This window comes from Paenarthrobacter sp. TE4293 (genome assembly GCF_050435325.1).
Taxonomy (GTDB): Bacteria; Actinomycetota; Actinomycetes; order Actinomycetales; family Micrococcaceae; genus Arthrobacter; species Arthrobacter nitroguajacolicus_C.
The window spans coordinates 307,323-329,333 of record NZ_JBNJRY010000004.1 but is presented as its reverse complement, the minus strand read 5'-3'; the positions used below and the strand labels follow the sequence as shown (position 1 = coordinate 329,333).

The 22,011-nt window shown below is 63.7% G+C and carries 20 protein-coding genes; 14 read left to right on the top strand and 6 right to left on the bottom strand.

Going from position 1 to position 22,011, the window contains the following annotated elements; all coding sequences use genetic code 11:
• The first annotated feature begins 121 nt into the window (after positions 1-121).
• From QF015_RS10360 to QF015_RS10335, 6 genes are all read left to right on the top strand, one after another.
• Positions 122-1,888 (top strand): trypsin-like peptidase domain-containing protein, encoded by a 1,767-nt coding sequence (locus tag QF015_RS10360; RefSeq protein WP_429388782.1) that lies wholly within the window; start codon positions 122-124, stop codon positions 1,886-1,888.
• Between the two features lie 264 nt (positions 1,889-2,152).
• Complete coding sequence (locus QF015_RS10355) at positions 2,153-2,956, top strand: electron transfer flavoprotein subunit beta/FixA family protein (protein WP_429388780.1); 804 nt, start codon at positions 2,153-2,155, stop codon at positions 2,954-2,956.
• A gap of 13 nt (positions 2,957-2,969) precedes the next feature.
• Positions 2,970-3,923: an electron transfer flavoprotein subunit alpha/FixB family protein gene (locus tag QF015_RS10350; RefSeq protein ID WP_310209131.1), complete on the top strand. Its 954-nt coding sequence runs from the start codon at positions 2,970-2,972 to the stop codon at positions 3,921-3,923.
• A gap of 5 nt (positions 3,924-3,928) precedes the next feature.
• Positions 3,929-4,708: a PIG-L deacetylase family protein gene (locus QF015_RS10345; RefSeq protein ID WP_429388778.1), complete on the top strand. Its 780-nt coding sequence runs from the start codon at positions 3,929-3,931 to the stop codon at positions 4,706-4,708.
• Positions 4,709-4,782: 74 nt separating this feature from the next.
• Positions 4,783-5,328 carry a gluconokinase gene (locus QF015_RS10340; protein WP_310209127.1) on the top strand — a complete coding sequence of 182 codons (546 nt, stop codon included), beginning with the start codon at positions 4,783-4,785 and terminating at the stop codon, positions 5,326-5,328.
• Complete coding sequence (locus QF015_RS10335; protein WP_429388776.1) at positions 5,325-6,728, top strand: gluconate:H+ symporter; 1,404 nt, start codon at positions 5,325-5,327, stop codon at positions 6,726-6,728. The genes QF015_RS10340 and QF015_RS10335 overlap by 4 nt, the downstream gene beginning before the upstream one ends.
• A gap of 81 nt (positions 6,729-6,809) precedes the next feature.
• Here the strand turns inward: QF015_RS10335 and QF015_RS10330 are convergent, their stop codons facing one another.
• The 4 genes from QF015_RS10330 to QF015_RS10315 form a co-directional block, all read right to left on the bottom strand.
• On the bottom strand, positions 6,810-7,643 hold the full coding sequence (locus QF015_RS10330) for an anti-sigma factor (protein WP_310209123.1): 834 nt from the start codon (positions 7,641-7,643) through the stop codon (positions 6,810-6,812).
• A 1-nt stretch (position 7,644) separates the two neighbouring features.
• Positions 7,645-8,250 carry an ECF RNA polymerase sigma factor SigK gene (gene sigK / locus QF015_RS10325; RefSeq protein ID WP_397337367.1) on the bottom strand — a complete coding sequence of 202 codons (606 nt, stop codon included), beginning with the start codon at positions 8,248-8,250 and terminating at the stop codon, positions 7,645-7,647.
• 189 nt (positions 8,251-8,439) lie between these two features.
• The gene (locus QF015_RS10320; RefSeq protein ID WP_310209119.1) at positions 8,440-8,907 is read right to left on the bottom strand and encodes a tRNA (cytidine(34)-2'-O)-methyltransferase; all 468 of its coding nucleotides are present in this window, start codon (positions 8,905-8,907) and stop codon (positions 8,440-8,442) included.
• A gap of 49 nt (positions 8,908-8,956) precedes the next feature.
• The gene (locus QF015_RS10315; RefSeq protein WP_429388774.1) at positions 8,957-9,904 is read right to left on the bottom strand and encodes a J domain-containing protein; all 948 of its coding nucleotides are present in this window, start codon (positions 9,902-9,904) and stop codon (positions 8,957-8,959) included.
• Positions 9,905-10,059: 155 nt separating this feature from the next.
• Between QF015_RS10315 and QF015_RS10310 the strand changes: the two genes are divergently transcribed.
• The 4 genes from QF015_RS10310 (at position 10,060) to QF015_RS10295 (ending at position 13,739) form a co-directional block, all read left to right on the top strand.
• Positions 10,060-10,956: a diacylglycerol/lipid kinase family protein gene (locus tag QF015_RS10310; RefSeq protein WP_429388997.1), complete on the top strand. Its 897-nt coding sequence runs from the start codon at positions 10,060-10,062 to the stop codon at positions 10,954-10,956.
• A 91-nt stretch (positions 10,957-11,047) separates the two neighbouring features.
• Entirely contained in the window at positions 11,048-11,725 is a 678-nt protein-coding gene (locus QF015_RS10305) for a hypothetical protein (protein WP_429388772.1), read from the top strand.
• A 73-nt stretch (positions 11,726-11,798) separates the two neighbouring features.
• Positions 11,799-12,497 (top strand): helix-turn-helix transcriptional regulator, encoded by a 699-nt coding sequence (locus tag QF015_RS10300; RefSeq protein WP_310209111.1) that lies wholly within the window; start codon positions 11,799-11,801, stop codon positions 12,495-12,497.
• A 9-nt stretch (positions 12,498-12,506) separates the two neighbouring features.
• Positions 12,507-13,739 carry a cysteine desulfurase family protein gene (locus tag QF015_RS10295; RefSeq protein WP_429388770.1) on the top strand — a complete coding sequence of 411 codons (1,233 nt, stop codon included), beginning with the start codon at positions 12,507-12,509 and terminating at the stop codon, positions 13,737-13,739.
• 21 nt (positions 13,740-13,760) lie between these two features.
• Here the strand turns inward: QF015_RS10295 and QF015_RS10290 are convergent, their stop codons facing one another.
• Positions 13,761-14,996, bottom strand: a complete 1,236-nt coding sequence (locus tag QF015_RS10290) for an NAD(P)/FAD-dependent oxidoreductase (protein WP_310209108.1) — start codon at positions 14,994-14,996, stop codon at positions 13,761-13,763.
• Positions 14,997-15,155: 159 nt separating this feature from the next.
• Here QF015_RS10290 and mnmA point away from each other — a divergent pair, with 159 nt between their 5' ends.
• The gene (mnmA, locus tag QF015_RS10285; RefSeq protein ID WP_429388768.1) at positions 15,156-16,295 is read left to right on the top strand and encodes a tRNA 2-thiouridine(34) synthase MnmA; all 1,140 of its coding nucleotides are present in this window, start codon (positions 15,156-15,158) and stop codon (positions 16,293-16,295) included.
• 93 nt (positions 16,296-16,388) lie between these two features.
• Complete coding sequence (locus QF015_RS10280; RefSeq protein ID WP_429388766.1) at positions 16,389-18,014, top strand: hypothetical protein; 1,626 nt, start codon at positions 16,389-16,391, stop codon at positions 18,012-18,014.
• Between the two features lie 60 nt (positions 18,015-18,074).
• Here QF015_RS10280 and QF015_RS10275 read toward each other — a convergent pair whose 3' ends face one another.
• On the bottom strand, positions 18,075-18,902 hold the full coding sequence (locus tag QF015_RS10275) for a caspase family protein (RefSeq protein WP_429388764.1): 828 nt from the start codon (positions 18,900-18,902) through the stop codon (positions 18,075-18,077).
• A gap of 259 nt (positions 18,903-19,161) precedes the next feature.
• Between QF015_RS10275 and QF015_RS10270 the strand changes: the two genes are divergently transcribed.
• Together QF015_RS10270 and QF015_RS10265 are read left to right on the top strand one after the other, a co-directional pair.
• Positions 19,162-20,790 (top strand): ABC transporter substrate-binding protein, encoded by a 1,629-nt coding sequence (locus tag QF015_RS10270; protein WP_310209100.1) that lies wholly within the window; start codon positions 19,162-19,164, stop codon positions 20,788-20,790.
• 128 nt (positions 20,791-20,918) lie between these two features.
• Positions 20,919-22,010 carry an ABC transporter permease gene (locus QF015_RS10265; protein WP_310209098.1) on the top strand — a complete coding sequence of 364 codons (1,092 nt, stop codon included), beginning with the start codon at positions 20,919-20,921 and terminating at the stop codon, positions 22,008-22,010.
• The last annotated feature ends 1 nt before the right edge of the window (position 22,011 follow it).

Sequence of the window (22,011 nt, the reverse complement as noted above, 5' to 3'; positions counted from 1 at the left end):
GCTAATTCGGAAGGGCCGTGGCCTGGCTCCGGAGCCCTTTCAGGAAGCTCCCAGCGAACGTCCGCTTTTGTTCCAGTTAATGGGTCCATAGTTGTTGGAGACGAGGACGAAAGGAAGACCCATGACGGAGAACCCAGCGCAGGGCACCGCACCGGAGAACCGCGAGCCAGCTGAGCCGCGGGATACGACCGGCGATCAGAGTGACGCCAACGCAACCCAGCAGCAGCCGGCCTGGACTTCAGGGCAGGAGGCTCCCGGTGGAAACGCAGCGCAGCCCACTACGCCCCTGCCCGCCTTTCAGCCGCCGGCCGCGGCCCAACAGCCAGGCCAGGCCCACCAGTCCGGCCAGGATGCCCACCAGCCCGGCCAGGATAGTGCCCCTGCGCAGCACGCCAGCCCGCATGCTGCCACGGCGCAGCACACCCCCCAGCAGTACACGACACACCATGGCGGACAGCACGCAGCCCCTGCCCAGTCTGCCGGCCAGCCACATTCCAGCACGCAGCAGCCGCAGTACTACGGCGTGCCGCAGGAGGATCCATCCCACCGCCCGAGCTATCCCCAGCACCAGCCGTTCTACGGCGGGGGCACCAACCCCCAGGGGCAGCACCTCCAGGGCCAGCACAATCCCGGAGCCCAACACCAGCCGGGCATGCAGCACGGCGGGAGCTCACCGGTGGCCACCAAGCGCAAGCCTGCGTTCGGCGTCGGCACCCTCGTGGCAAGCATGCTGGCGGCGGGCTTGATCGGTGGCGGCGTCGTAGCCGGAAGCAACGTGCTGTGGGACCAACCGTCCCCGGCAGCGTCAAGCAGCGGACAGTCGAGCACTGTCATCGTGAACAACAAGGATGACGTCAACGTCATTACCGCAGCGGCTGCGAAGGCCTCGCCCAGCGTCGTTACCATCAAGGCGACCAGCGGCAACGAGGGCGGGACAGGTTCCGGCATCATCCTTGATGACCAGGGCCACATCCTCACCAACACCCACGTCGTGACGCTTGACGGCGCCACCGCCAACGCCGCCATTGAGGTGCGGACCAACGATGGCAAGGTACTCAAGGCCACTGTGGTCGGTACGGATCCCTTGTCGGACCTCGCCGTGATCAAAGTCAGCGACGCCTCGGGTCTGGTTCCGGCAACGCTGGGTGACTCTTCCAAGATCAACGTGGGGGACACCGCCGTCGCCATCGGTTCGCCGCTTGGCCTGACAGGTACGGTGACGGACGGTATCGTCTCCACGCTCAACCGGACCATCAGTGTTGCCTCGTCAGCCGTACCGGAAGGCACGCCGGACGAGAGCCAGGGAGGTGACGAGGGCTTCCAGTTCGCACCGCCAAACGGTGGGCAGAGCCAGAGCACGGCGAACGAAGGCTCCATCGCCATCAACGTCATCCAGACCGATGCCGCCATCAACCCTGGCAACTCCGGCGGTGCGCTGGTGAACAACAAGGGCGAGGTCATTGGCGTCAACGTTGCCATCGCTTCTGCGGGCAGCGGAACGTCGGATTCGTCCACCGGCAACATCGGCGTTGGCTTCAGCGTTCCGATCAACCACGCCAAGCGCGTGGCGCAGGAGATCATCGACAACGGCAAGGCCAGCCACGGACAATTCGGTGTCTCAGTCCGTTCGAAGTCGTCCACAGGCAGCGACTCGGGCTTCTCCGTAGGGGCCGAGGTTGCGGCCGTGACCACTGGTTCGGCCGCTGCAAAGGCCGGTATCAAGGTGGGCGATGTGGTGACCAAGTTCGGCGACTACACCGTCAGTGACCCGAACCAGTTGACCGCGGCAGTCCGTGAGCAGCCGGCCGGCGCCAAGGTCAAGGTCACCCTGCAGCGCGGCGGCCAGACGCAAGAGGTCGAGGTTACCCTCGACGCCGCCCAGCAGTAGGCAGCGCGAACAGCCGTAAGCGGCGCGAACAATGCACGACGGCGGACGGCACCTCAGCGGTGTCGCCCGCCGTTGTGTTGTGCCCGGGACTCCAACGACAACAGCGGCCAGGGCATCTGAAACAGGACTTAACGCTGGGAGTGGTTTTCTGCGGGCAATATGCTTAGCTAGGACGAGCCCACGCGCTGGGCAACTCACGGCCACGCTGTTGCGGTTGGCCGTCCACAAGCATGGAAGGCTGCTTCGAAGACAGTGGAAGAGACATTGAAGATTGTCGTTCTGGTCAAGCACGTCCCGGACGCCCAGTTCGACCGGCATATCACCGGACCTGACAACACAACCGACCGTGATGAGAGCATCTTGTCCGAGCTGGATGAGTACGCACTGGAGGCAGCCTTGCAGCTGGCCGAGGAACGCGGCGGACCGAAGGCCGGCAACGAGGTTATCGCCTTGAGCATGGGTCCGGCCGGCGCCGTGAACGCGGTGAAGAAGTCGCTCCAGATCGGCGCGTATTCGGGCGTCCACCTCAGCGATGACGCTTTGGCCGGGTCCGATGCCGCTGCAACCTCGCTGGCCCTTGCTGCCGCCATACGCCATCTTTCGGCGGACGGCCGCCCGGTGGACCTGGTCCTGACCGGCATGGCTTCCACCGATGGCGAGACTTCGCTGATTCCGGCCCAGCTGGCCGAACGCCTGCAGTTCCCGCAGGTCACCTTCGCGTCCACCCTTGAGGTTGCGGGCAACCAGGTTACTGCCCGCCGTGATGCTGGCAACTTCTCCGAAACGGTGCAAGCCCAGCTCCCGGCAGTTGTCTCGGTCACGGACCAGATCAACGAGCCGCGCTACCCCAACTTCAAGGGCATCCTGGCGGCCAAGAAGAAAAAGATCGCCTCCCTGTCGTTGTCCGACATCGGGGTGGACGCCTCCCAGGTTGGTTTGGCCGGCTCCTGGACGGTGGTGGAGTCTGCTGAGGCCCGCCCGCCGCGGACGGCAGGGACCATCATCACCGACGACGGCGACGCCGGCATCAAGCTGGTCGACTTCCTCGCCGCACAGAAGCTGCTCTAAGGGGACTCCAACCATGGCAAATGCACTTGTTTTCATTGACAACCCGGGAGCGGCTCTCAAGAAGAGCAGCCTGGAGCTCCTGACCATCGCCCGCTCACTGGGGGAGACCGCCGTCGCGTTCGCCGGGGAGCTGCACGACGACGTCGCCGCCACCTTGGGTGCCTACGGCGCCACTACCGTCTACCAGCCGTCGGCGGACGACCTTGACAACTACCTGGTGGGCCCTAAAGCGGCCTATCTCGCCGCTGCCGCAGCAGTCTCGGGCGCAACTGCAGTCCTTTTGGACAACTCGCCGGAGGGCAAGGAAATCGCGGGCCGGCTCGGCATCAAGCTCAACGCCGGCGTCATCACCGACGTCGTGGGCGTGGAAGCTGACGGCACCGCGCATAAATCGGTCCTCGCGGGCTCGTACACCACGACGGCCAAGGCGACCACCCCTGTGACGGTTCTTTCGGTCAAGGCCAACAACGTCGAACCCGTCCCTGCTGGTGCCGAAGCGGCTCCCGCCAGGGCCACCGTTGAGGTTCCGGCAGACGCGCTTGCGAACTCTGCTCGCATCGCAGCGCGGTCCGAGAAGCCCGTCAGCGGCCGGCCGGAGCTCAGTGAAGCGCGGATCGTCGTGGCCGGCGGCCGCGGCGTTGACGGTGACTTCGGCCCGGTTGAGGAGCTCGCGGACGCCTTGGGCGCGGCGGTGGGCGCGTCCCGCGCGGCCACCGACGCTGGCTGGATTGCCCACGACGCACAGGTGGGCCAGACCGGCGTCACGGTTTCCCCGCAGTTGTACATTTCGGCAGGCATCTCAGGAGCCATCCAGCAGAAGGCTGGAATGCAGACGTCCAAGGTTATTGTGGCCATCAACAAGGACGCAGAATCGCCGGTGTTCGAAATTGCCGACTACGGCATCATCGGTGACCTCTTCAAGGTTCTTCCGCAGGCCACTGCTGAGATCAAGAAGCGGAAAGGCTGATCCCTTTGTCTACTGGCGTTTCGTCAGCAAAGAGCCCGTTCGACGCCTCCACGGAGCGCGTCGAGCGGGTGCTTTGTTTTACTGCCCATCCTGACGACATCGACTTCGGCGCCGCCGGGACCATTGCGGCCTGGACGGCGGCCGGCGTCCAGGTCAGCTATTGCATCATGACCGACGGCGATGCCGGCGGCTTTGATCCGGCGGACAGGGAAAGGATCATCGAACTCCGCGCGGAGGAGCAGAAGCGGGCAGCCGCCGTGGTGGGTGTCACGGATATTCACTATCTGCACGAGCTTGATGGCTACCTTGAACCGACACACGGCGTCATCAAGCAGGTTGTGAAATTGATCCGGGAAATCCGTCCGGACATCGTGCTGACCATGCACCCGGAAAGGAACTGGGACCGGCTGCAAAAAAGCCACCCGGACCACCTCGCGGCCGGCGAAGCCGTAACACGGGCCGTCTATCCTGCGGTGGAGAATCCTTTTGCCTATCCGGAACTGGCCGAAGCTGGTCTGAAGGCCTACAAACTGCCATGGTTGTGGTTTATTTCGAGCCCTGAGTCCCGGGAGAACCACTTTGTGGATGTGTCCTCGCACGTCGACGCCAAGGTGGAAGCCATCCGGGTCCACGCCAGCCAGCACCCGGATATTGAAGGTATGGAGCGCGTTGTCCGTGGCTTAATGATGGCCAACGGCGAGCGTGCAGGACTCCCGGCCGGGACAAGTGCAGAGGGCTTCCACGTGGTCTCGGTCAATGGATCGAGCACCATCGCAGGCTTCTGACGTTGCCGTGATGTAACCCGTGTCATATGCTTGATCTCGGTTAAATCATATTTATTCGAGGAAGGCAGACTTTGATGGCGAAGACTGCGCAGCAACCGGTACTGGTGATTATGGGAGTCTCCGGTTCGGGCAAATCGACGGTAGCCGGCGTTCTGGCCGGAAAGCTGGGATGGGATCTTGCCGAGGGCGACGACCTCCATCCTGAAGCGAACGTGGCGAAAATGCACTCGGGGCAGGCACTCAGTGATGAGGACCGCTGGCCCTGGCTGGGCATTATTTCGGAGTGGATCCGTGAGCACGTGGAAGCAGGGAAACCGGCAATCATCACGTGTTCGGCGTTGAAAAAGAAGTATCGGGATGTTCTCCGCGGAGAAGGCGTGGTGTTTGTCTTCCTGCAGGGGAGCAAGGACAAGATCTCCGATCGCCTCGCTTCCAGGCACGGCCACTTCATGCCGCCGTCCCTCCTGGAGTCCCAGTTCGACGCCCTGGAAGAGCCCACGGAAGACGAGGACCACATCTCCTTGTGCGTTTCCGCATCGCCGGCCGAGGAGGCCGACGAAGTCATCGAGCGGCTCGGACTCCGGCCTGCAGGCGCCGGTGCCGAAGCGACCGCCTCGTGAGCGTCCTGGAAACCGCAACGCAGGTGCAGGAGTGGACCGGCCACGACACCCAACTCCTTGTAGTGGCCGCCTTGGGTATTGCGCTGATCGTGGTGCTTATCGCGAAGTTGAAGCTCCACCCGTTCCTGGCCTTGGTCCTCGGGTCGGCCTTCGTCGGCCTGGCCTCCGGCGTGGAACTGGGCAAAGTCATCACCAACTTCGAAGACGGCGTGGGCGGTGTCCTCAAGGAAGTCGGGTTGCTGATTGCGCTCGGAGCCATGCTCGGCAAGCTCCTGGCCGATTCCGGAGGCGCAAACCGTGTGGTGGACACCTTGTTGGCCAAAGCCAGCGGCAACAAGCTGGTCTGGATGATCACGCTCGTCGCTGTCATCATCGGCTTGCCGATGTTCTTCGAAATCGGGCTCGTGCTGTTGCTTCCAGTGATCGTCCTGGTGACCCAGCGGTCCAAGATGAAGCTGATGCGCATCGCGATCCCGGCATTGGCAGGCCTGTCAGTGCTTCACGGACTTGTTCCGCCGCACCCGGGACCACTCATTGCCATCAGTGCGGTCAAGGCCGAACTGGGGACGACGTTGGGACTGGGCATCCTGGTGGCGATTCCTACGGTCATCATCTGTGGCCCCCTCTTCTCCAGGCTTGCTGCCCGGTGGGTGCCTGTTGATGCGCCCGCCGTAGCAGGTGGCATCGATACCCTGCATGGGGCCGACATGAGCGAAGTCAAGCGCCAGCCGTCGTTCCTGGTAACACTGCTGACCATCATCTTCCCCGTGGTCCTCATGCTGCTGAAGGCGCTGGGCGGCATCATCTGGCCCAATGCAGACACCGCCCCCGCGATCCGGATCTTCTTCGACTTCGTAGGCCAGCCCTTGGTGGCCATGACACTGGCCGTGCTCCTGGCCATTGTCACGTTCGGGTACGCCGTGGGCTTCACCGGCAGCCGAATCACGGCCAAGGTGGGCGAAAGCCTTGGACCGATTGCGGCCATCCTCCTCATTGTGGGTGCCGGTGGCGGGTTCAAGCAGACGCTGATTGGTGCGGGCGTTGGTGACGCCGTCAAGAAGTGGGCCGAGGGCGCCAATATGTCGGTCCTGGTGCTGGGGTTCATCGTGGCCGTAGCGCTGCGCCTTGCCACGGGCTCTGCGACTGTCGCTACCGTGACTGCGGCCGGGATCGTGGCACCGCTTGCCAGCAGCCTGAGCCCGACGCATGCGGCGCTGCTGGCTTTGGCCATCGGTGCGGGGTCCCTGTTCCTGTCGCACGTCAACGACGCCGGATTCTGGCTGGTCAAGGAACTCTTCGGCCTCACGGTCGGACAGACATTCAAGACCTGGTCCGTAATGGAGACCCTGATCTCCGTGGTCGGATTCGGCTTCGTCATGCTTCTGTCGCTGGTTTTGTAGCTATTCAAAGCCCGGTTAATGCCCGACGGCGGCCGTCCCCTTGGGTGGGACGGCCGCCGTCGGGCGTTAACCCTTGAAGCGTCAGGCGCTGAGTGCGACCACCAGGACCGGTGCGGTGGTCGGGGCGCTGGACCCGCCCGCGGGTTCCACCGTGATGGCAACCGACGAGGCAGAGGCCAAGCCCTTCACAACGGCGGGCTTGGACAGCGTCTGGGCGTCCATGGTGCCTTGCGGTACGGGGGCGGAACCGTCCTTGGGGAGGGTCCAGAGCTGGTAGACCTTGCCGTCCGGTGCCGGGGCCACACCATCCATCAGAACCACAAACGAGTCCTTGGCTGATGACGCGGAGATGGTGGCAGTACCGCCGCCGGGAACGGGTGCGGACTTCTGCTGGACGTCCTGCGCCTGCAGCACCTGGTTGACGGGGTCATTTTGTGCCGAGACATAGGCGCCCACGCCGATACCTCCGAGGGCGATCACGGCGGCGGCGGCTGCACCGATGATCCACCGACGTGCGCCACCTGCCCGGGTCCGCTCATCGCGCTTGGTCCTCGCAGCGGCAAGTTCATCCACCACGGGGCTTGCGGGTCCTGGGCCCTCCGGCTCTGCGCTGGGATTCACGGCAGCGTCGTTGGCGATGCGCTCCATGATGCTGTCAAAGAGGCCTGCCGGCGGCGCTTCTTCGGGTGCAAAGCTGACTGCCAGTGTTTCGCGGGCTTCGCGAACCCGTTCGAGGAACTCGGAACGTTCCGGAGCGTCCTCGATGTACTGGTCGATCAAGGCACGCTCGTCGTCGCTCACGGCGTCCAAGGCATAGATTTCGGCCAGCTCAAGGACGCGGCCCTCGGCGAGGTCGGTTGCGATGTCGTTGGCAAACATTCTGCGGATAAAGCCTCCACTGGTGTTTTCACTCATATCAACCCACCCCCAGGCAGGTCTTCAGGCGCAGCAGTCCATCGCGGATGCGGGACTTGATGGTGGGAACGGCGGCGCCCAGATGCTCGGCGACCTCCCGGTACGTCAGGCCGCCGTAGTATGCGAGGCGGACTGATTCGCGCTGTGTATCGGTGAGCGTGCCGAGGCAACGACTGACTGCTTCGGCTTCGAGGTTGGTGTCGGCTTCCTCCGCCACGAGGTCGCGGTCCGGGTCCTGGCTTGCTGCCCCGTATTTGGCTTCACGATCAGTAGCGGCCTGCACGGTGCGAACGCGGTCAATGGCCCTGCGATGGGCAATCGTCATCAGCCATGCAAGCGGGGTTCCGGCGGTGCGATCGAACTTGGCTGCCCCTTGCCAGACCTGGATGAAGACTTCCTGTGTGGCGTCTTCACTGAGGTCAGGGTCAATCAGGACGCGCTTGGCCATGCCGAAGACGCGCCGGGAGGTCAGGCGATAAAACTCGGCAAAAGCCTGCTGGTCGCCGGCGGCCACGAGTTCGAGCAGGGCAGTCAACTGCGAATTCAGATCTGTCGCAGTGCCTGTGGCCTCGAAGACCGGGGGGCCGGGGGTGTTGGGGATGTCCATCACTGTCCAGCATATGTCGTCCCGTTTGAAACCGGCAGCACGACCGGATGGTGTTGCGCGTGCGGCGGCGCAGCGGTTTACCGTTGTCACCCTGGTCTGCAGCGCGCTCACGTAAGCTCCCTCAACGAATGTCCACGGCAGGACTTGTCCCTGCATAAGGTATTCGTCGCTGCGTGGCCGTTGGATGGGCTAGACCTTGGCGCCGGCAAACCCGTTCTGCCGCCAGGCCTCAAAGACGGCGATCGAGGCTGCATTGGCCAGGTTCAGTGAGCGCAGTGACGGCCTCATGGGAAGGCGGACCCGCGCTGTGACGTGCGGGTCCTGCTTCAGCCAGTCCGGCAGGCCAACCGACTCCGGCCCGAACATCAGCACATCGCCCTCTTGGTAGCTGATGTCCGTATAGGACGTCTCGCCGTCGGACGTGTAGGCGAAAACGCGCTCCGGCTGGAGGGCCGCCCACGCGGCGTCGATGTCCGGATGAACGGTGACCACCGCAAGATCATGGTAATCAAGGCCGGCTCGGCGGAGTTTGGCATCGGAAAAGTCGAAGCCGAGGGGCTCCACCAAATGGAGCTCGGCTCCCGTAATGGCGGCGAGGCGGATGGCATTGCCCGTGTTGCCCGGGATTTCTGGGGTGTGGAAGAGGATGCGGAACACTGTCCTATCTTAGGTCAGCCCCATCCCGCCGCTGGTGGCGCGGGGTTTCCTAATGCATCCCGCGCAGCAGGCGCGCCAGCACCGGCACCACCACAGTGTTGGGCGCCGGCCCGGAACTGAGGAACTGCTTGAGCCCCCTTGCCAGCCCGGCGCCGTTGACCACCTCCACGGCATTGTGGCTGGACTGTCCCTTGCCGTACTGGTCAATGACCGGTTCGTGGAGGTTGCCATCGGGACTGTGCAGGACCACCCAGCCGGTGACGTTGAGCTCCGGAAAGATGTCCTGCATATGGCGGACGATGTGGGCCAGTTGCGGGGGAGCAACGGACCGGCCACCGTGCCGCAGCGAGTGGCCATCCCAGGCGTAGGCGCCCTTGGGAAGCAGCATGGAGCCCACCAAGGCCAACCGGTAACCGGACAAGACAGCGTGGTCGATGTGGTTGTTGTCCGACGGCGAGCGGAGACCGTTGATGAGCCGGGCAGCAGGAATGGAGGTCAGGACCTGCCGGCTGATGAGCTGCACTGTGCGCATTTCCCGTTGGATCCGCGCTTCGGCACCGAAGATGCCTCTCTTGCGTGGCAGTCCGTGGACCTGCTGCGCTGCTTCCCCTGCGGAAATGAGCGGTACTTCGAGGGGGTCGTCAAAGGCCGGCACGTAAACCGGGGGATCGCCTGCGGTGTTGCGCTGGGTCTGTGGCCGCCGCCTGATGTTGCTCGTAGCGGACGGCCCGGGTGTTGCCGTGCCGGTGTAGTCGCCGGGCCCCGGCTGGCTCCGGCTGGAGGCTCCACTGGCGTACTTGCGGTCGTACTCAGCCCTTCGCTGCGGGTCGATCAGGGTTTCGTACGCGAGAGTCACGCGCCGGAACATTTCTGCTTCGCCGCCGTGATCGGGGTGGGCCTTGCGGGCAGCCTTGCGGTAGGCGACCTTGATCTCTTTGTCCGTAGCTGTCACGGAAACACGGAGAACCTGATAGTGCGAACTGCTGCCCTCGGCCAAGCACGGGCCCTTCTCTAAAGATCGGTGCGCTCCAGCGGAGGCGCGGTAGTGGCAAGTTTATCCACCCACTATGTGAACGTTGGCATCGGTGCGGGTGGTTCCCGGCTGGCATAATTCAGGCTGTGACTCCACCGGCAGCCGTAAACCCGCCCACCATGCCGGGGAAGATCGCCTTGGCCATCAACCCTGCGGCGTCCTTTGGCCGGACCCGCAACGCCGGGGACCACGCCGCAGCGCAGTTCCGCGCCGCCGGACGCGACGTCCTCGTTCTTGAAGCGGATGCTTACGACGCCTTACGGCGGTTGGTGGACCAAGCCTTGGCCGACCCAACAGTGGACGCACTGGTGGTGGTGGGAGGTGACGGCATGGTCCATTTGGGGGTCAACGCGCTCGCAGGACTGGAAATCCCTTTGGGAATTGTCCCCAGCGGAACGGGAAACGATGTAGCCCGACTGCTGGATTTGCCACGCCACGACACAGCGGCTGCCTGCCGCAGGATCCTGGCCGCCATGGTGTCAGGCGGCCGGACGATCGATGCGGGCAAGGTAACAGCGGAAGGCCGGACCACCCGCTTTGCCGGTGTTCTGTCAGCAGGTTTCGATGCCGCAGTCAATGAACGCGCCAATTCCTGGCGTTGGCCCCGCGGTAAGAGCCGCTACAACCTGGCGATGCTCAAGGAACTCGGCTCCTTCCGGCCGATCAACTACACGGTGACGGCCGACGACGTGACCTGGAGCCAGCCTGCCTTGCTGATGTCGGTGGCGAACGGGCAGTTCATCGGTGGCGGCATGCGGATCACGCCGGATGCTTCGCCCGATGACGGCTTGCTGGATCTCTTGGTGGTCAAACCCTTATCCCGGCTCCGCTTCCTGGCGGTCTTTCCGAGGGTCTTTGCCGGCAAGCACACCAGCCACCCCGCCGTGGAGATCCGGCGTGTCCGGAAGGTTCGGCTGGAGGCGCCGGGGGTCGTGGCCTATGCCGACGGCGAGCGCATCGCCCGGCTGCCGGTGGAGGTGGGCATTGTTCCGGGTGGATTGCGCGTCCTCGCTTAGGCGGATCCGACGACTAGACTCGGTCCCGGCAGGTGGCACTGCAGTGTCCTTGGACGCAGCACGGAGATTGCAGCACGGTAATTAAGGAGCGATGGTGGCGCAAAACGTTCGACGTCGGGTGGCGGGGATTGCTGCCTTGGGAACCGTTGGCGTCGTGCTGGCTGCCTGCACTGTCAACGTCCCTGACCCAGCGGCGCCTCAACCGTCGCCGTCGGAGTCGACGTTGGCGACGCCCACTATTACGCCAGGGCATGACGCTGCAGCCGTGGCGGCGAAGGACTTGCCCTTGGCGGCAGGAAACACCTTGGCTCCGGGTGATCCGGTGACGGTCTCACTACGGCTGGAGGAAGTTCCGGGCTGGACCGTGGTGCACTCCGGCCTCCAGGGCGAGGTGCGGTACAAGAAGAGCGACGGCTGTACGCTGGCGGCCCGGGTCAGCGTCAACCAAGGACCCTTGGTGGTCCCTGGGGACGATGCGGCCTCCACCAAAGAACTCTTCCGGTATCTTGACCCAGGCATAGCGCTGGAGAATGTGAAGCCTGTTTCGCTGCGGTGGGGACAGGACTCGGACAAACCCCATCACAACGTGGAGTTTCTCGCTGTGGAATCCTCGAACGCCTCTGGCGGCAAGCCGGCTGTGGTGATGGCCCGGTTGTTCAGCGTTCCGGCGTCCTCGGTCTATATCTCCGTGGCGTGCCCGGACGACGGCACCTTGGCCAAAGCCCGCGCCGAGGCTGTGGCCCAGCTGGTGGTGGATCCACCGGGATAGTCCGTGCGTTGAAGAGCCCGCGGGTCCCACGCGATTTAGCAGTACGTCTTGTTCTTAGAGTTACCCTTGCACCATGAGCGTGTCAGGCCTCACCTGGCTTCAACGGCTTTCGGCCATCGCCTCGCTGAACGACGCCTGCCGCAGGTCTTTATACACGTACGTCCAGCAGGCAGGTCATTCGGTAGGCCGTGACGAAGCCGCGAATGCAATGGCCATACCCCGCAGCACGGCATCCTTTCATTTGGACAGGTTGGTGCGCGATGGCCTCCTGCGGCCGGAGTTCCGGAAGGCAGCGGACAAGGCGGGGCCAGGTTCCGGTCGGCCCGCCAAGCTCTACGCGCCGGTGCTGGATGAGGTCGGGGTATCCGTCCCGTCGCGCCAGTACGATCTGGCAGGCGATCTCCTGGCCGCGGCGGTTTTACTGGCCTCGGCGGGAGATGTCCCAGTGACGCAGGCGCTGCTGGAGGTCGCTGGGACGAAGGGGCGCCAGTCGGGACGTCCCGGAGACTTTGTGAAGGCCTTGGCCGACCTGGGATACGAGCCGGTATCCGATGACTCCGGGGGATACCGTTTGCTGAATTGTCCGTTCCATCGGTTGTCGCAGGACTACCCCCGGGTCATCTGCCCGATGAATGGCGCGTTCCTTGCCGAAGCCGCGGAGGCCTCCGGACTCGATTCCCGGGTAGTGCAGTCCGACCCCGGTCCGGGCCACTGTTGCGCACGTATCGCAGCAGTGGGAGACGCCCCTGGGTCCGTCGCCGACCGTCGGTAGAATGGCAAGGTGCCTGTATACCTCGATCACGCTGCCACCACGCCCCTGTCGGCCGAAGCGCTTGCCGTCATGACGCGGGAGTTGGCTCGAACCGGCAATCCGTCGTCGCTGCACGGAGCAGGACGTCGTGCCCGGAGGGCGGTTGAGGATGCCCGAGAAACGTTGGCGTCCGCAGCCGGGGCGCACCCTTCGGAGGTCATTTTCACCTCCGGTGGGACCGAAGCTGACAACCTGGCCGTCAAGGGCCTTTTCTGGGCCCGCCATGATGAGGACCCGCGCCGGACGCGGATCCTGTGCTCCGCCGTCGAACATCACGCGGTCCTGGACACCGTGGAGTGGCTGGAGCGGCACGAAGGCGCGGACGTCGTGTGGCTTCCGGTGGACGGGGACGGCACCGTGCTCCTTGAGATCCTCAAGGAGGAGATCGACAGGGACCCCTCGTCCGTTGCACTGATTACTGTCATGTGGGCCAACAATGAAGTGGGCACCATCCAGCCGGTGGCCGACATCGTGGAATTGGCACGACCCCATGGAATACCCGTCCATTCAGACGCTGTCCAGGCTTTTGGTTCGGTCCCGGTGGATTTCCGGGGGTCCGGCCTCGCCGCGATGTCGGTGTCCGGGCATAAACTTGGTGGTCCGGTGGGGGTTGGCGCGCTGTTCCTTGGACGGTCCGTGAAGCTCACACCGGTCCAGCACGGAGGCGGCCAGGAACGCGACGTACGCTCGGGAACACTGGACACGCCGGCGATTGCCGCTTTCGCCGCCGCGGCTGAGGCAGTCACTGCCCACGCGGCGGAGGAGCGGGCGCGGCTCAGCGCTCTGCGTGACCGTCTGATCGAGGGGGTCCGCGCTGCAGTGCCCGACGCAGTGCTCCGGGGTGCCCCCGGTGACGGCCGGCTGCCGGGAAACGCGCATTTCACTTTCCCTGGGTGTGAAGGCGATTCGTTGTTGTTCCTCCTCGACCTCGCTGGTGTTGAGTCGTCCACAGGTTCTGCTTGCACGGCCGGCGTCCCGCGCCCTTCGCACGTCCTGCTGGCCATGGGCCTGGAGGAGGACACGGCCCGCGGTGCGCAACGGTTTACCTTGGGACACAGCTCCACGGACGCGGATGTGGATGCCCTTTTGAAGGCGCTTCCCGAGGCTTGCTCGAGGGCCCGGCAGGCTGGCATGGCCGGCCACGAGTCCAGCATCCAAACGGCGGCAACAGTGGCCAGGCAGGGCTCTGCGACATCCTTGTAAGGTGCGCCCGCAACGGGTTTCCTAGTGTGGCAGCAGTTCCTCCAAGGGCATGCCGGGATCCGTCAGGCTCCCGGCATCGACGCGGACGCGACCTGAGATCAAGGCCTTGATGGACTTCTGCACGCGACGCTGATTCACGCTCATCCCGGCCACCAACCGGTCGTCCCTCAACCAGAAAGCAAGGAAGCTTCCGTCATCCAGCGAGCCGCGGATGACCGGTACCCTTCCGGTGGCCAGGGATGGAAAGCCCGAGTACTCCATGCTGAGGTCGAATTGGTCCGTGTAGAAGTACGGCACCGCATCCAGGACGGCATCCTGGCCGAGCATGGACTGAGCGGCTATTTTCCCGCCGTTGAGCGCGTTGGCCCAGTGTTCGCTGCGCTGGTGTTCGCCGATGAAGGGGTGGAAGGCGTTGGCGGCGTCGCCTGCTGCAAAGACATCCGGTGCGCTGGTGTGGAGTCCGGCATCCACCAGAATGCCATTGCGGAGGGCAAGGCCTGCCCGCTCGGCCAGTGACGTGTCCGGGAGGACGCCCACGGCAACGACGACGACGTCGGCCTGCAGCGTTTCGCCGGTGTTCGTGTGGACCGCCGTGACACCGCCGTTTTTGCCCTCGATCCGGGAGGCGCTTGCCGGAAGCCTGAAGTTGACTCCGTGGGCACTGTGGAGATGTTGGAAATATGTGCCCAGCTCGGGACCAAGGGCAGCACTCAAGGGAATGTCTTCCAGCCCCAGGAGCGTGACCTCGTTGCCATAGGCGCGTGCGGCCGCTGCCAGTTCCATGCCGATCCACCCTGACCCGATCATGACCACGTTGCGACCGCCGTCCTTGATGTGGGCGCGGAGCCGCAGGCTGTCGCCGAAGGTCCTGAAGGTCATGACACCGTCGAGGTCGATGCCGGGGATCGGGACGGTTCGCGGTTGTGCACCGGTTGCCAGGAGCAACGCGGAATACGTGAGGTTCCGGGCGTTGGCCAGCGTGACTGAATGGCCCTGCGGGTCGATTCCGGTCACTGGGGTCTCAGGGAGGAATTCGACGTCGTTCTCTGCGTACCAGCTTGCGGGAGCCACCTCTACGGCTTCCTCGCCGACCTTCCCCAGGAGGAATTCCTTGGAGAGGGGAGGGCGGATGTAGGGAATCCGGTTCTCGGCGCCCAAGAGGGTGATGGGTCCTGCATAGCCTTCGGCCCTCAAGGTTTTGGCTGCGGTGGCACCGGCAAGTCCTCCGCCGGTGATGACCATGTGTTCCTGTGCCATGTCAGCTCGATTCTAAAACCAGTTATTTTGACTTTAGAAGCGCCGGCAGGCAGGGTCAAGGCATTTAGCACAGGAATGGCACCGCACGCTAGAATAGACGGGCACGCCGTGGACCCTAGGGCCGGAACGGTGCACCAGACCCCAACACAGAAAGCCAGCATGCGAGTACTTGCAGCAATGAGCGGCGGAGTTGACTCCGCCGTGGCCGCCGCCCGCGCCGTCGAGGCAGGACACGACGTCGTCGGAGTCCACCTTGCGTTGTCGCGTATGCCCGGCACCCTGCGCACCGGAAGCCGGGGCTGCTGCACCATCGAGGACTCGCGCGATGCATGGCGGGCCTGCGATGTCCTGGGAATTCCTTACTACGTGTGGGACTTCTCGGAGCGCTTCAAAGAAGACGTGGTCCAGGACTTCATCGATGAATACGCTGCAGGCCGTACCCCGAATCCCTGCATGCGCTGCAACGAGCGGATCAAGTTTGCCGCCTTGCTGGAGAAGGCCATTGCCCTGGGCTTCGACGCCGTGTGCACCGGGCACTATGCCAAGGTCATTGAAGATGCAGACGGCAACCGTGAACTCCACCGCGCTGCGGATTGGGCCAAGGACCAGAGTTACGTCCTCGGCGTCCTGACCCATGAGCAGCTCAAGCACTCCATGTTCCCTTTGGCGGACACACCGTCCAAGGCAGAAGTTCGTGCCGAAGCTGAGCGCCGGGGGCTGTCTGTGGCCAACAAGCCCGACAGCCACGACATTTGCTTCATTTCCGACGGTGACACCCGTGGTTGGCTCGCCGAAAAGATCGAGATGACCACCGGCGACATTGTGGACGAGACCGGCGCCAAAGTCGGCGAACACCCCGGAGCCAACGCGTTCACGGTGGGACAGCGTCGCGGTTTGAAACTGGGAACCCCCGCGGCGGACGGAAAGCCACGCTTCGTCCTGGAAATCCGTCCAAAGGAAAACAAAGTGGTTGTGGGCCCGGAGGCCTTGCTGGCCATCGACGAGATCCGGGGCATCAAGGTGTCGTGGGCCGGCTTGCCGATCTCCGAAGTTGCTACCGGCGCGGAGTTTGAATGCCATGCCCAGGTTCGGGCGCACGGAGATCCTGTTCCGGCGCGAGCACATGTCGACATCATCGACGACGAATCGGGCGTTCAGAGGGCTGAGCTTGTTGTCACCCTGGGCGATCCGCTTCGCGGGGTGGCTCCGGGGCAGACCGTGGTGCTCTACCAAGGCAGCCGGGTGCTGGGCCAGGCAACCATCGACGCCGCACGTTCCCTGCAGAGAGTAGCCCTCTAGGAGCCATTGCCTCCGGAAAGCACCGCCTCCATACTGGGCTAAGCAGCGCTTCCGCTGCGGTGTTTGGGGTCCGCATTCGGGACGGCGATGACTGTGGCATTTCCAAAAAAGAGCCCGGGGGACATCAAGGCCGGGCAGATGGTCTCCGTGACCGTTCTGGCCGAGGGGCCCATTGGTGCCCCGGGATCACCTCCGCTGACAGCACAGGTCCGTATCCCCGTTGAACGCCTCAGGCGTGGGCCGACCGGCCACCGCTACGCAATCCACATCCGGAAATGGCGCGGCACCACGGTATCTCCGGTGACCCTGACGGCGCCGGGGGATCCTTGGCAACTGGTCTCGGAGCCACCTCCCGCCGGCCTGCGGGAACTTCTGGATGACACCCGTTTCCTGGCCCAGCACGTCTATGGCGTGGCGATGAGCACGCTGGACATCTTTGAAACAACGCTCGGCAGGCGCATGCCATGGAATCCAGAGGGGCGCGTGGTTCTCAAGGCGCGGGACCTGATCACCGCCACCGACACTGGATATGAGCGGGGAACCAACATCATCCGGTTCGGTTCGGTGGACCGGATGGGCTATAAAGTCCCCACCGCCCTGTATCGGGACATCGTTGCGCACGAAGTGACCCACGCAGTTTTGGACGGGTTCCGGCCGGCCTGGGCGGATCAGATGGCCACCATGGAGCAGTTGGCCATGCATGAGGCCCTGGCAGACATCGTGGCTATCCTTTCCGTATTTTCCTCCCGCGAAGTGGTGGCCCGGCAACTTGACGCTGCCGCCGGCGGATTCGAAGCCGGGCAGGTAGTGGATGACGCCGTCCTGATGCGCTCCCTTTTCGACTTTGCCCGCGACCTTTTCGCCCGCGGTCCACTGCGCGAGCCCTTCGTCGGTGCCGTGCCGGACGGGTGGCAGTGGCTGCCGGAGCCCCATGCCCGCGGTGCCGTGGTGGTGGGAGCTGTCCTTCGCGCCGTCCAACGGTTGTGGTCGCAGCGGAACGCCCGGTTCGGGGACAGCCAGAGCCTGCAGCAAAAGGCCGAATCGGGGTCGATCGTGGCTATGCGGGTTCTGCGGATGGTGATCCGTGGGCTCTCCTACATGCCTCCGGTTGATGTCTCGTGGCGGGACCTCCTGCGCGGCATCATGGCCGCCGACATGGATATGGTGCCCGAAGACAACCACGGATACCGCGAGGCACTCCAGACTGAGTTCTCCGCCATCGGGATCCGTCGTGTCTCCATGAACAACATCAGCGGCGTGGACAACTATCAAGGACTCCGCTATCCCATCCGGCTTTCGGCCCTGGGCTCGGACCCGCAGGAGGTCCAGCGTTTCGTTTGGGAGAACCCGCGGCTCCTGGAAGCTGCGCGGCTTGAGCGGCGGACACCCCTGAGTTCCACCCGTGTCCGTACTTCCGAGCGGGTCTCTCCGGATGGCTTCATCATTTCCGAGATCGGCGCTTCCTTCATCCAAACGGTCCGCATGAGCCGAAGGGAGGCATATGTTCGCCTTGGCTTGAAAACACGGAGGGACTTCGTCGACATCCGTGGTGGAGGGCTGTTGCGCTTCGATGCCGGTGGCCGGCTGGTGTATGCAGCCCTCAAGCCAGTGATGGACAGGGAACGGCAAGGGCAGTTGTTTGGTTCGGACGAACACCATGATGCCGAAGAGGCTGCCTCATCGGGTGTGCGCGACAAATTCCACGGCACCGGGCACTAGCCGCTGGATGGCCGCATCCCGGGCAGCCCGGGTCAGCGGGCCGGGGCCATGTACGGCAGGTCAGGCGCCCCACGCGGCCTTGCGTGCCGCCGTCGACGCTTCCAACTGGGCGACCTGATCGAATCCGCCGGCCTTAAGTCCCTGACTGACCTGCTTCAGAATGTCCGCCCGCCCCGCTGTGCTGTCGCCTCGGAGAGACCTGACGAAGTTGTAGGTAAATGCGCCGTTGTACCTGCCTTCAATGAAGGCATCCGCGGCGGTCTGGTCCGCACGGCAGGCGGCCATGAGCACAGGCGTTGACAGCTTCGCCGTTTTGACGATATCCCGCAGGCTGCGGGTGTCCTTGGATTCATTGGCGATGACAGCCCGGGGTGTGGGTGCCGGCAGGAAGCGGGGGCGGCGGCCGGGCAGGAGGTCCAAGGACTTCAGCCCGGTCCCGCTATGGCAGGTGTCCAGTACCACGTCCATGAGGACGCCTTGGGGCAGCCGGGCAAACAGTGCGGCGAGTTCGTCGTCGGTGATCACCGTGGCCGTATCCCAGGCATCTCCTGAGTTGTTGATGTCGTAGCAGGCAAAGGCCTCATCCAGGCGGTCGCCCTCATCGCCGCTGGTGTCCGGGACCTGGGTCCCATGGCTGGAGAAGGTAAAGACGATGTGGTCGGCCGTACCTGCCACCGCAGCGTCCACCAACTTGCTGAGCTCGGCCATGACCGTTTTCTTCACCGCTTTGGCGTCACGCAGCACCGTGATGGTGGAGCTGTCGAAGCCATAGTGTTTTTCCAGCATTCCGGCGAGGTCCTCGGCATCGTTGACGCAGCCGTTGAGCCAACTGGATGGGGGGAGGAACTTGAACTTGTTGATCCCTACGCAGAGTGCCGCCTTGCTCATGTGCGTGTCCTTTGGGCCGTCGTTCAGTGGGGCGGTCCGTGAGTGGAGACCCGGAACCAACGATATTCCGGCTCATCCCCGGCGGCAATGGCCCGCGAAGGCGGGAAGGAAGCTACTGGAAAGTAAATTTTGTGTCTCAAATCACTAATTTGAGGGTTCGCACTCTTCGAAGTCTGGTTGAATCGAGGCACTAAGAGTGCGCGCCGTCACAAATATCCCACGGCGGCGCGCCGAATCCATCGAACAGAAGGTTCACCAGATGGCACTGAACAAGAAGGCCCTGCACGGCGCTATCGCGCTGGCGGGCATCTCCGCGCTCGCCCTGACGGCATGCACGGGACCCTCCGGCGGCGGCTCGTCTTCCGCCCCGGCTGCCGCAGGCCCCATCGCCTACGGCACCACAGACAAGGTCACGTCACTGGACCCGGCAGGGTCCTATGACAATGGCTCATTCATGGTGATGAACCAGATCTATTCCTTCCTCCTGAACTCCAAGCCCGGTGGCGCGGAGCCCGTGCCCGACCTCGCGGAGTCGTCGTCGTTCACCTCGCCGTCCGAATACACGGTCAAGCTCAAGTCGGGGCTGAAGTGGGCCAACGGCCACACCTTGGATTCCAAGGACGTCAAGTTCTCGTTTGACCGGCAGGTGGCCATCAATGACCCCGCTGGTCCGGCATCCCTGCTGACCAACATCGACAGCGTGACAGCGCCCGACGCTACCACTGTGGTGTTCAAGCTCAAGAACGCCAACGACCAAACATTCGGCCAGATCCTCAGCAGCCCGGCCGCGCCGATCGTCGACGACGAAGTCTTCCCGGCAGACAAGATCCTTTCGGACGACGAGATCATCAAGGCCAACGCGTTCTACGGCCAGTACACCATTGACAGCTACAAGAAGAACGAGCTTGTCAGTTTCAAGGCCTTCGCCGACTACCAAGGCGTCCTGGGCAAGCCCGCAAACGACGCAGCCACCATCAAGTACTACGCAAGCCCCACCAACCTGAAGCTGGAAATCCAACAGGGAGCCATCGACGTCGCCTTCCGCAGCTTGAGCGCTACGGATATCGACGATCTCCGCAAGGATTCCAAGGTCAAGGTCCTCACCGGTCCCGGCGGCGAGATCCGTTACATCACGTTCAACTTCGACACCATGCCGTACGGAACCAAGGCTGCCGGAGCAGACCCGGCCAAGGCGCTCGCGGTACGCCAGGCCGTGGCCAACCTCGTTGACCGCCAGGCCATTGCGGACCAGGTCTACAAGGGCACCTACCTGCCGTTGTATTCCAACGTCCCGAGCGGATTCCTCGGTGCCAACGAGTCGTTCAAGGACGCCTATGGAGACGCCGGAAAGCCGAGCCTGGACAAGGCCAAGAAGGTCCTGACGGATGCCGGAATTACCGAACCCGTGGCGCTGAACCTGCAGTACAACCCTGACCACTACGGCGGATCCTCCGGAGACGAGTACGCCATGGTCAAGGAGCAGCTGGAGAAGTCGGGCCTCTTCACGGTGAACCTGCAGTCCACCGAATGGGTCACCTACAGCAAGGCCAGCCGTGCTGATGAATACCCGCTGTTCCAGTTTGGTTGGTTCCCTGACTTCAGCGATGCCGACAACTACCTCACCCCGTTCTTCCCCGAGGGCGGCTTCCTGAAGAACCACTACAACAACGCCACGGTCAACGACCTCATCGGCAAGCAGCTCACCGAAGCGGACAAGACCAAGCGTGAAGCGGACATCAAGGAAGTCCAGACCGCACTCGCCAAGGACATCTCCACTCTGCCCCTGCTTCAGGGTGCGCAGGTGGCGGTGGTCGGAAGCGGCGTGAACGGTGTGGACAAGACACTGGACCCGTCCTTCAAGTTCCGTCTCGGAGTAATTTCCAAGTAACCGCACCACTGTGACCAGAAGGCAGGCGGGACACTGATCCGGTGTCCCGCCTCCTTTGCTGACCACCATCTTGGCCGGCACGCATGAGTCAATCCCGCGAAATCCACGGGCAGGAAATACAGGTAATAATGACAACACTTATAGAGGTACCCGAGGCGGAGCCCGGGCTCGTTGCTCCCAAGAGCAAGTCCAGTGCCGGGGGAGGGCTGGGCAAATACATCGTGATCAGGTTCTTCCTGATCATTCCCACCGTCTTCATCCTGGTAACACTGGTGTTCTTCCTGATGAGGGTCATCGGAGATCCCATCACGGCGTCCCAAGGTGGCCGGCTGCCCCCGGATGTCCTGGCGCAGCGCATCCACGACGCCGGTTACGACCGGCCCGTCCTGGTCCAGTATTTCGAATACCTCGGTCAGCTGATCACCGGTAACTTCGGCACCACCATCACCGACAGGCGGCCCGTAGTGGAGGTGCTGACCACCTTTGGTGCAGCTACCCTCGAGCTTTCCATCAACGCCCTGATCGTGGCGCTCCTGGTCGGAATCCCGTTCGGCCTCATCGCCGCCCAACACCGGGACAAGACCCCTGATGCCCTGCTGAGGTTCTTCGCGATCCTTTGCTATGCCACTCCCGTCTTCTTCTCGGGGCTGCTCCTGAAACTGACCTTCTCCGTCTGGCTCGGATGGTTCCCGGTAGCAGGCCGGGCCTCCACCCGGACCGAACTGACCATGAGCGGTCTTGCCGCACCATCCGGGATCTACTGGCTGGACGCCATCCGCAGCGGCAACTTCACGGCCCTGGGAGACATCGCATCCCACGCCGTCCTCCCGGCTATTGCCCTTGGGCTGCTGACTGCCGGCGTCTTCCTGCGCCTGGTGCGTACCAACGTCATCGGCACGCTGGGGAAGGACTACATCGAGGCAGGACGGTCCAGGGGCGTCAGCGAATTCCGGCTCGTGACCAAACACGCCTACAAGCCGGCGCTGATCCCCATCATCACCGTCATGGGATTGCAGATTGCCCTCATGCTCGGCGGTGCCATCCTGACGGAAACCACCTTCGAGTGGAAGGGCCTGGGGTACCAGCTGGTGCAGTACCTGAACGCCCGTGACTTTGTGGCCGTCCAAGGAATTGTCGTGTTGCTGGCAATTATCGTTGCCGTCACCAACTTCATCGTGGACATCATCGCCGCGCTCATCGACCCCCGAGTGAGGTACTGAC

Bases quoted from the DNA above. Each gene is read 5' to 3' on its own strand.
- QF015_RS10310 (WP_429388997.1), top strand. From the start codon at position 10,060: ATGCCGGGGAAGATCGCCTTGGCCATCAACCCTGCGGCGTCCTTTGGC.
- QF015_RS10270 (WP_310209100.1), top strand. From the start codon at position 19,162: ATGGCACTGAACAAGAAGGCCCTGCACGGCGCTATCGCGCTGGCGGGC.
- QF015_RS10360 (WP_429388782.1), top strand. From the start codon at position 122: ATGACGGAGAACCCAGCGCAGGGCACCGCACCGGAGAACCGCGAGCCA.
- QF015_RS10305 (WP_429388772.1), top strand. From the start codon at position 11,048: ATGGTGGCGCAAAACGTTCGACGTCGGGTGGCGGGGATTGCTGCCTTG.
- QF015_RS10290 (WP_310209108.1), bottom strand. From the start codon at position 14,996: ATGGCACAGGAACACATGGTCATCACCGGCGGAGGACTTGCCGGTGCC.
- QF015_RS10330 (WP_310209123.1), bottom strand. From the start codon at position 7,643: ATGAGTGAAAACACCAGTGGAGGCTTTATCCGCAGAATGTTTGCCAAC.
- QF015_RS10300 (WP_310209111.1), top strand. From the start codon at position 11,799: ATGAGCGTGTCAGGCCTCACCTGGCTTCAACGGCTTTCGGCCATCGCC.
- mnmA (WP_429388768.1), top strand. From the start codon at position 15,156: ATGCGAGTACTTGCAGCAATGAGCGGCGGAGTTGACTCCGCCGTGGCC.
- QF015_RS10340 (WP_310209127.1), top strand. From the start codon at position 4,783: ATGGCGAAGACTGCGCAGCAACCGGTACTGGTGATTATGGGAGTCTCC.
- QF015_RS10265 (WP_310209098.1), top strand. From the start codon at position 20,919: ATGACAACACTTATAGAGGTACCCGAGGCGGAGCCCGGGCTCGTTGCT.
- sigK (WP_397337367.1), bottom strand. From the start codon at position 8,250: ATGGACATCCCCAACACCCCCGGCCCCCCGGTCTTCGAGGCCACAGGC.
- QF015_RS10350 (WP_310209131.1), top strand. From the start codon at position 2,970: ATGGCAAATGCACTTGTTTTCATTGACAACCCGGGAGCGGCTCTCAAG.
- QF015_RS10275 (WP_429388764.1), bottom strand. From the start codon at position 18,902: ATGAGCAAGGCGGCACTCTGCGTAGGGATCAACAAGTTCAAGTTCCTC.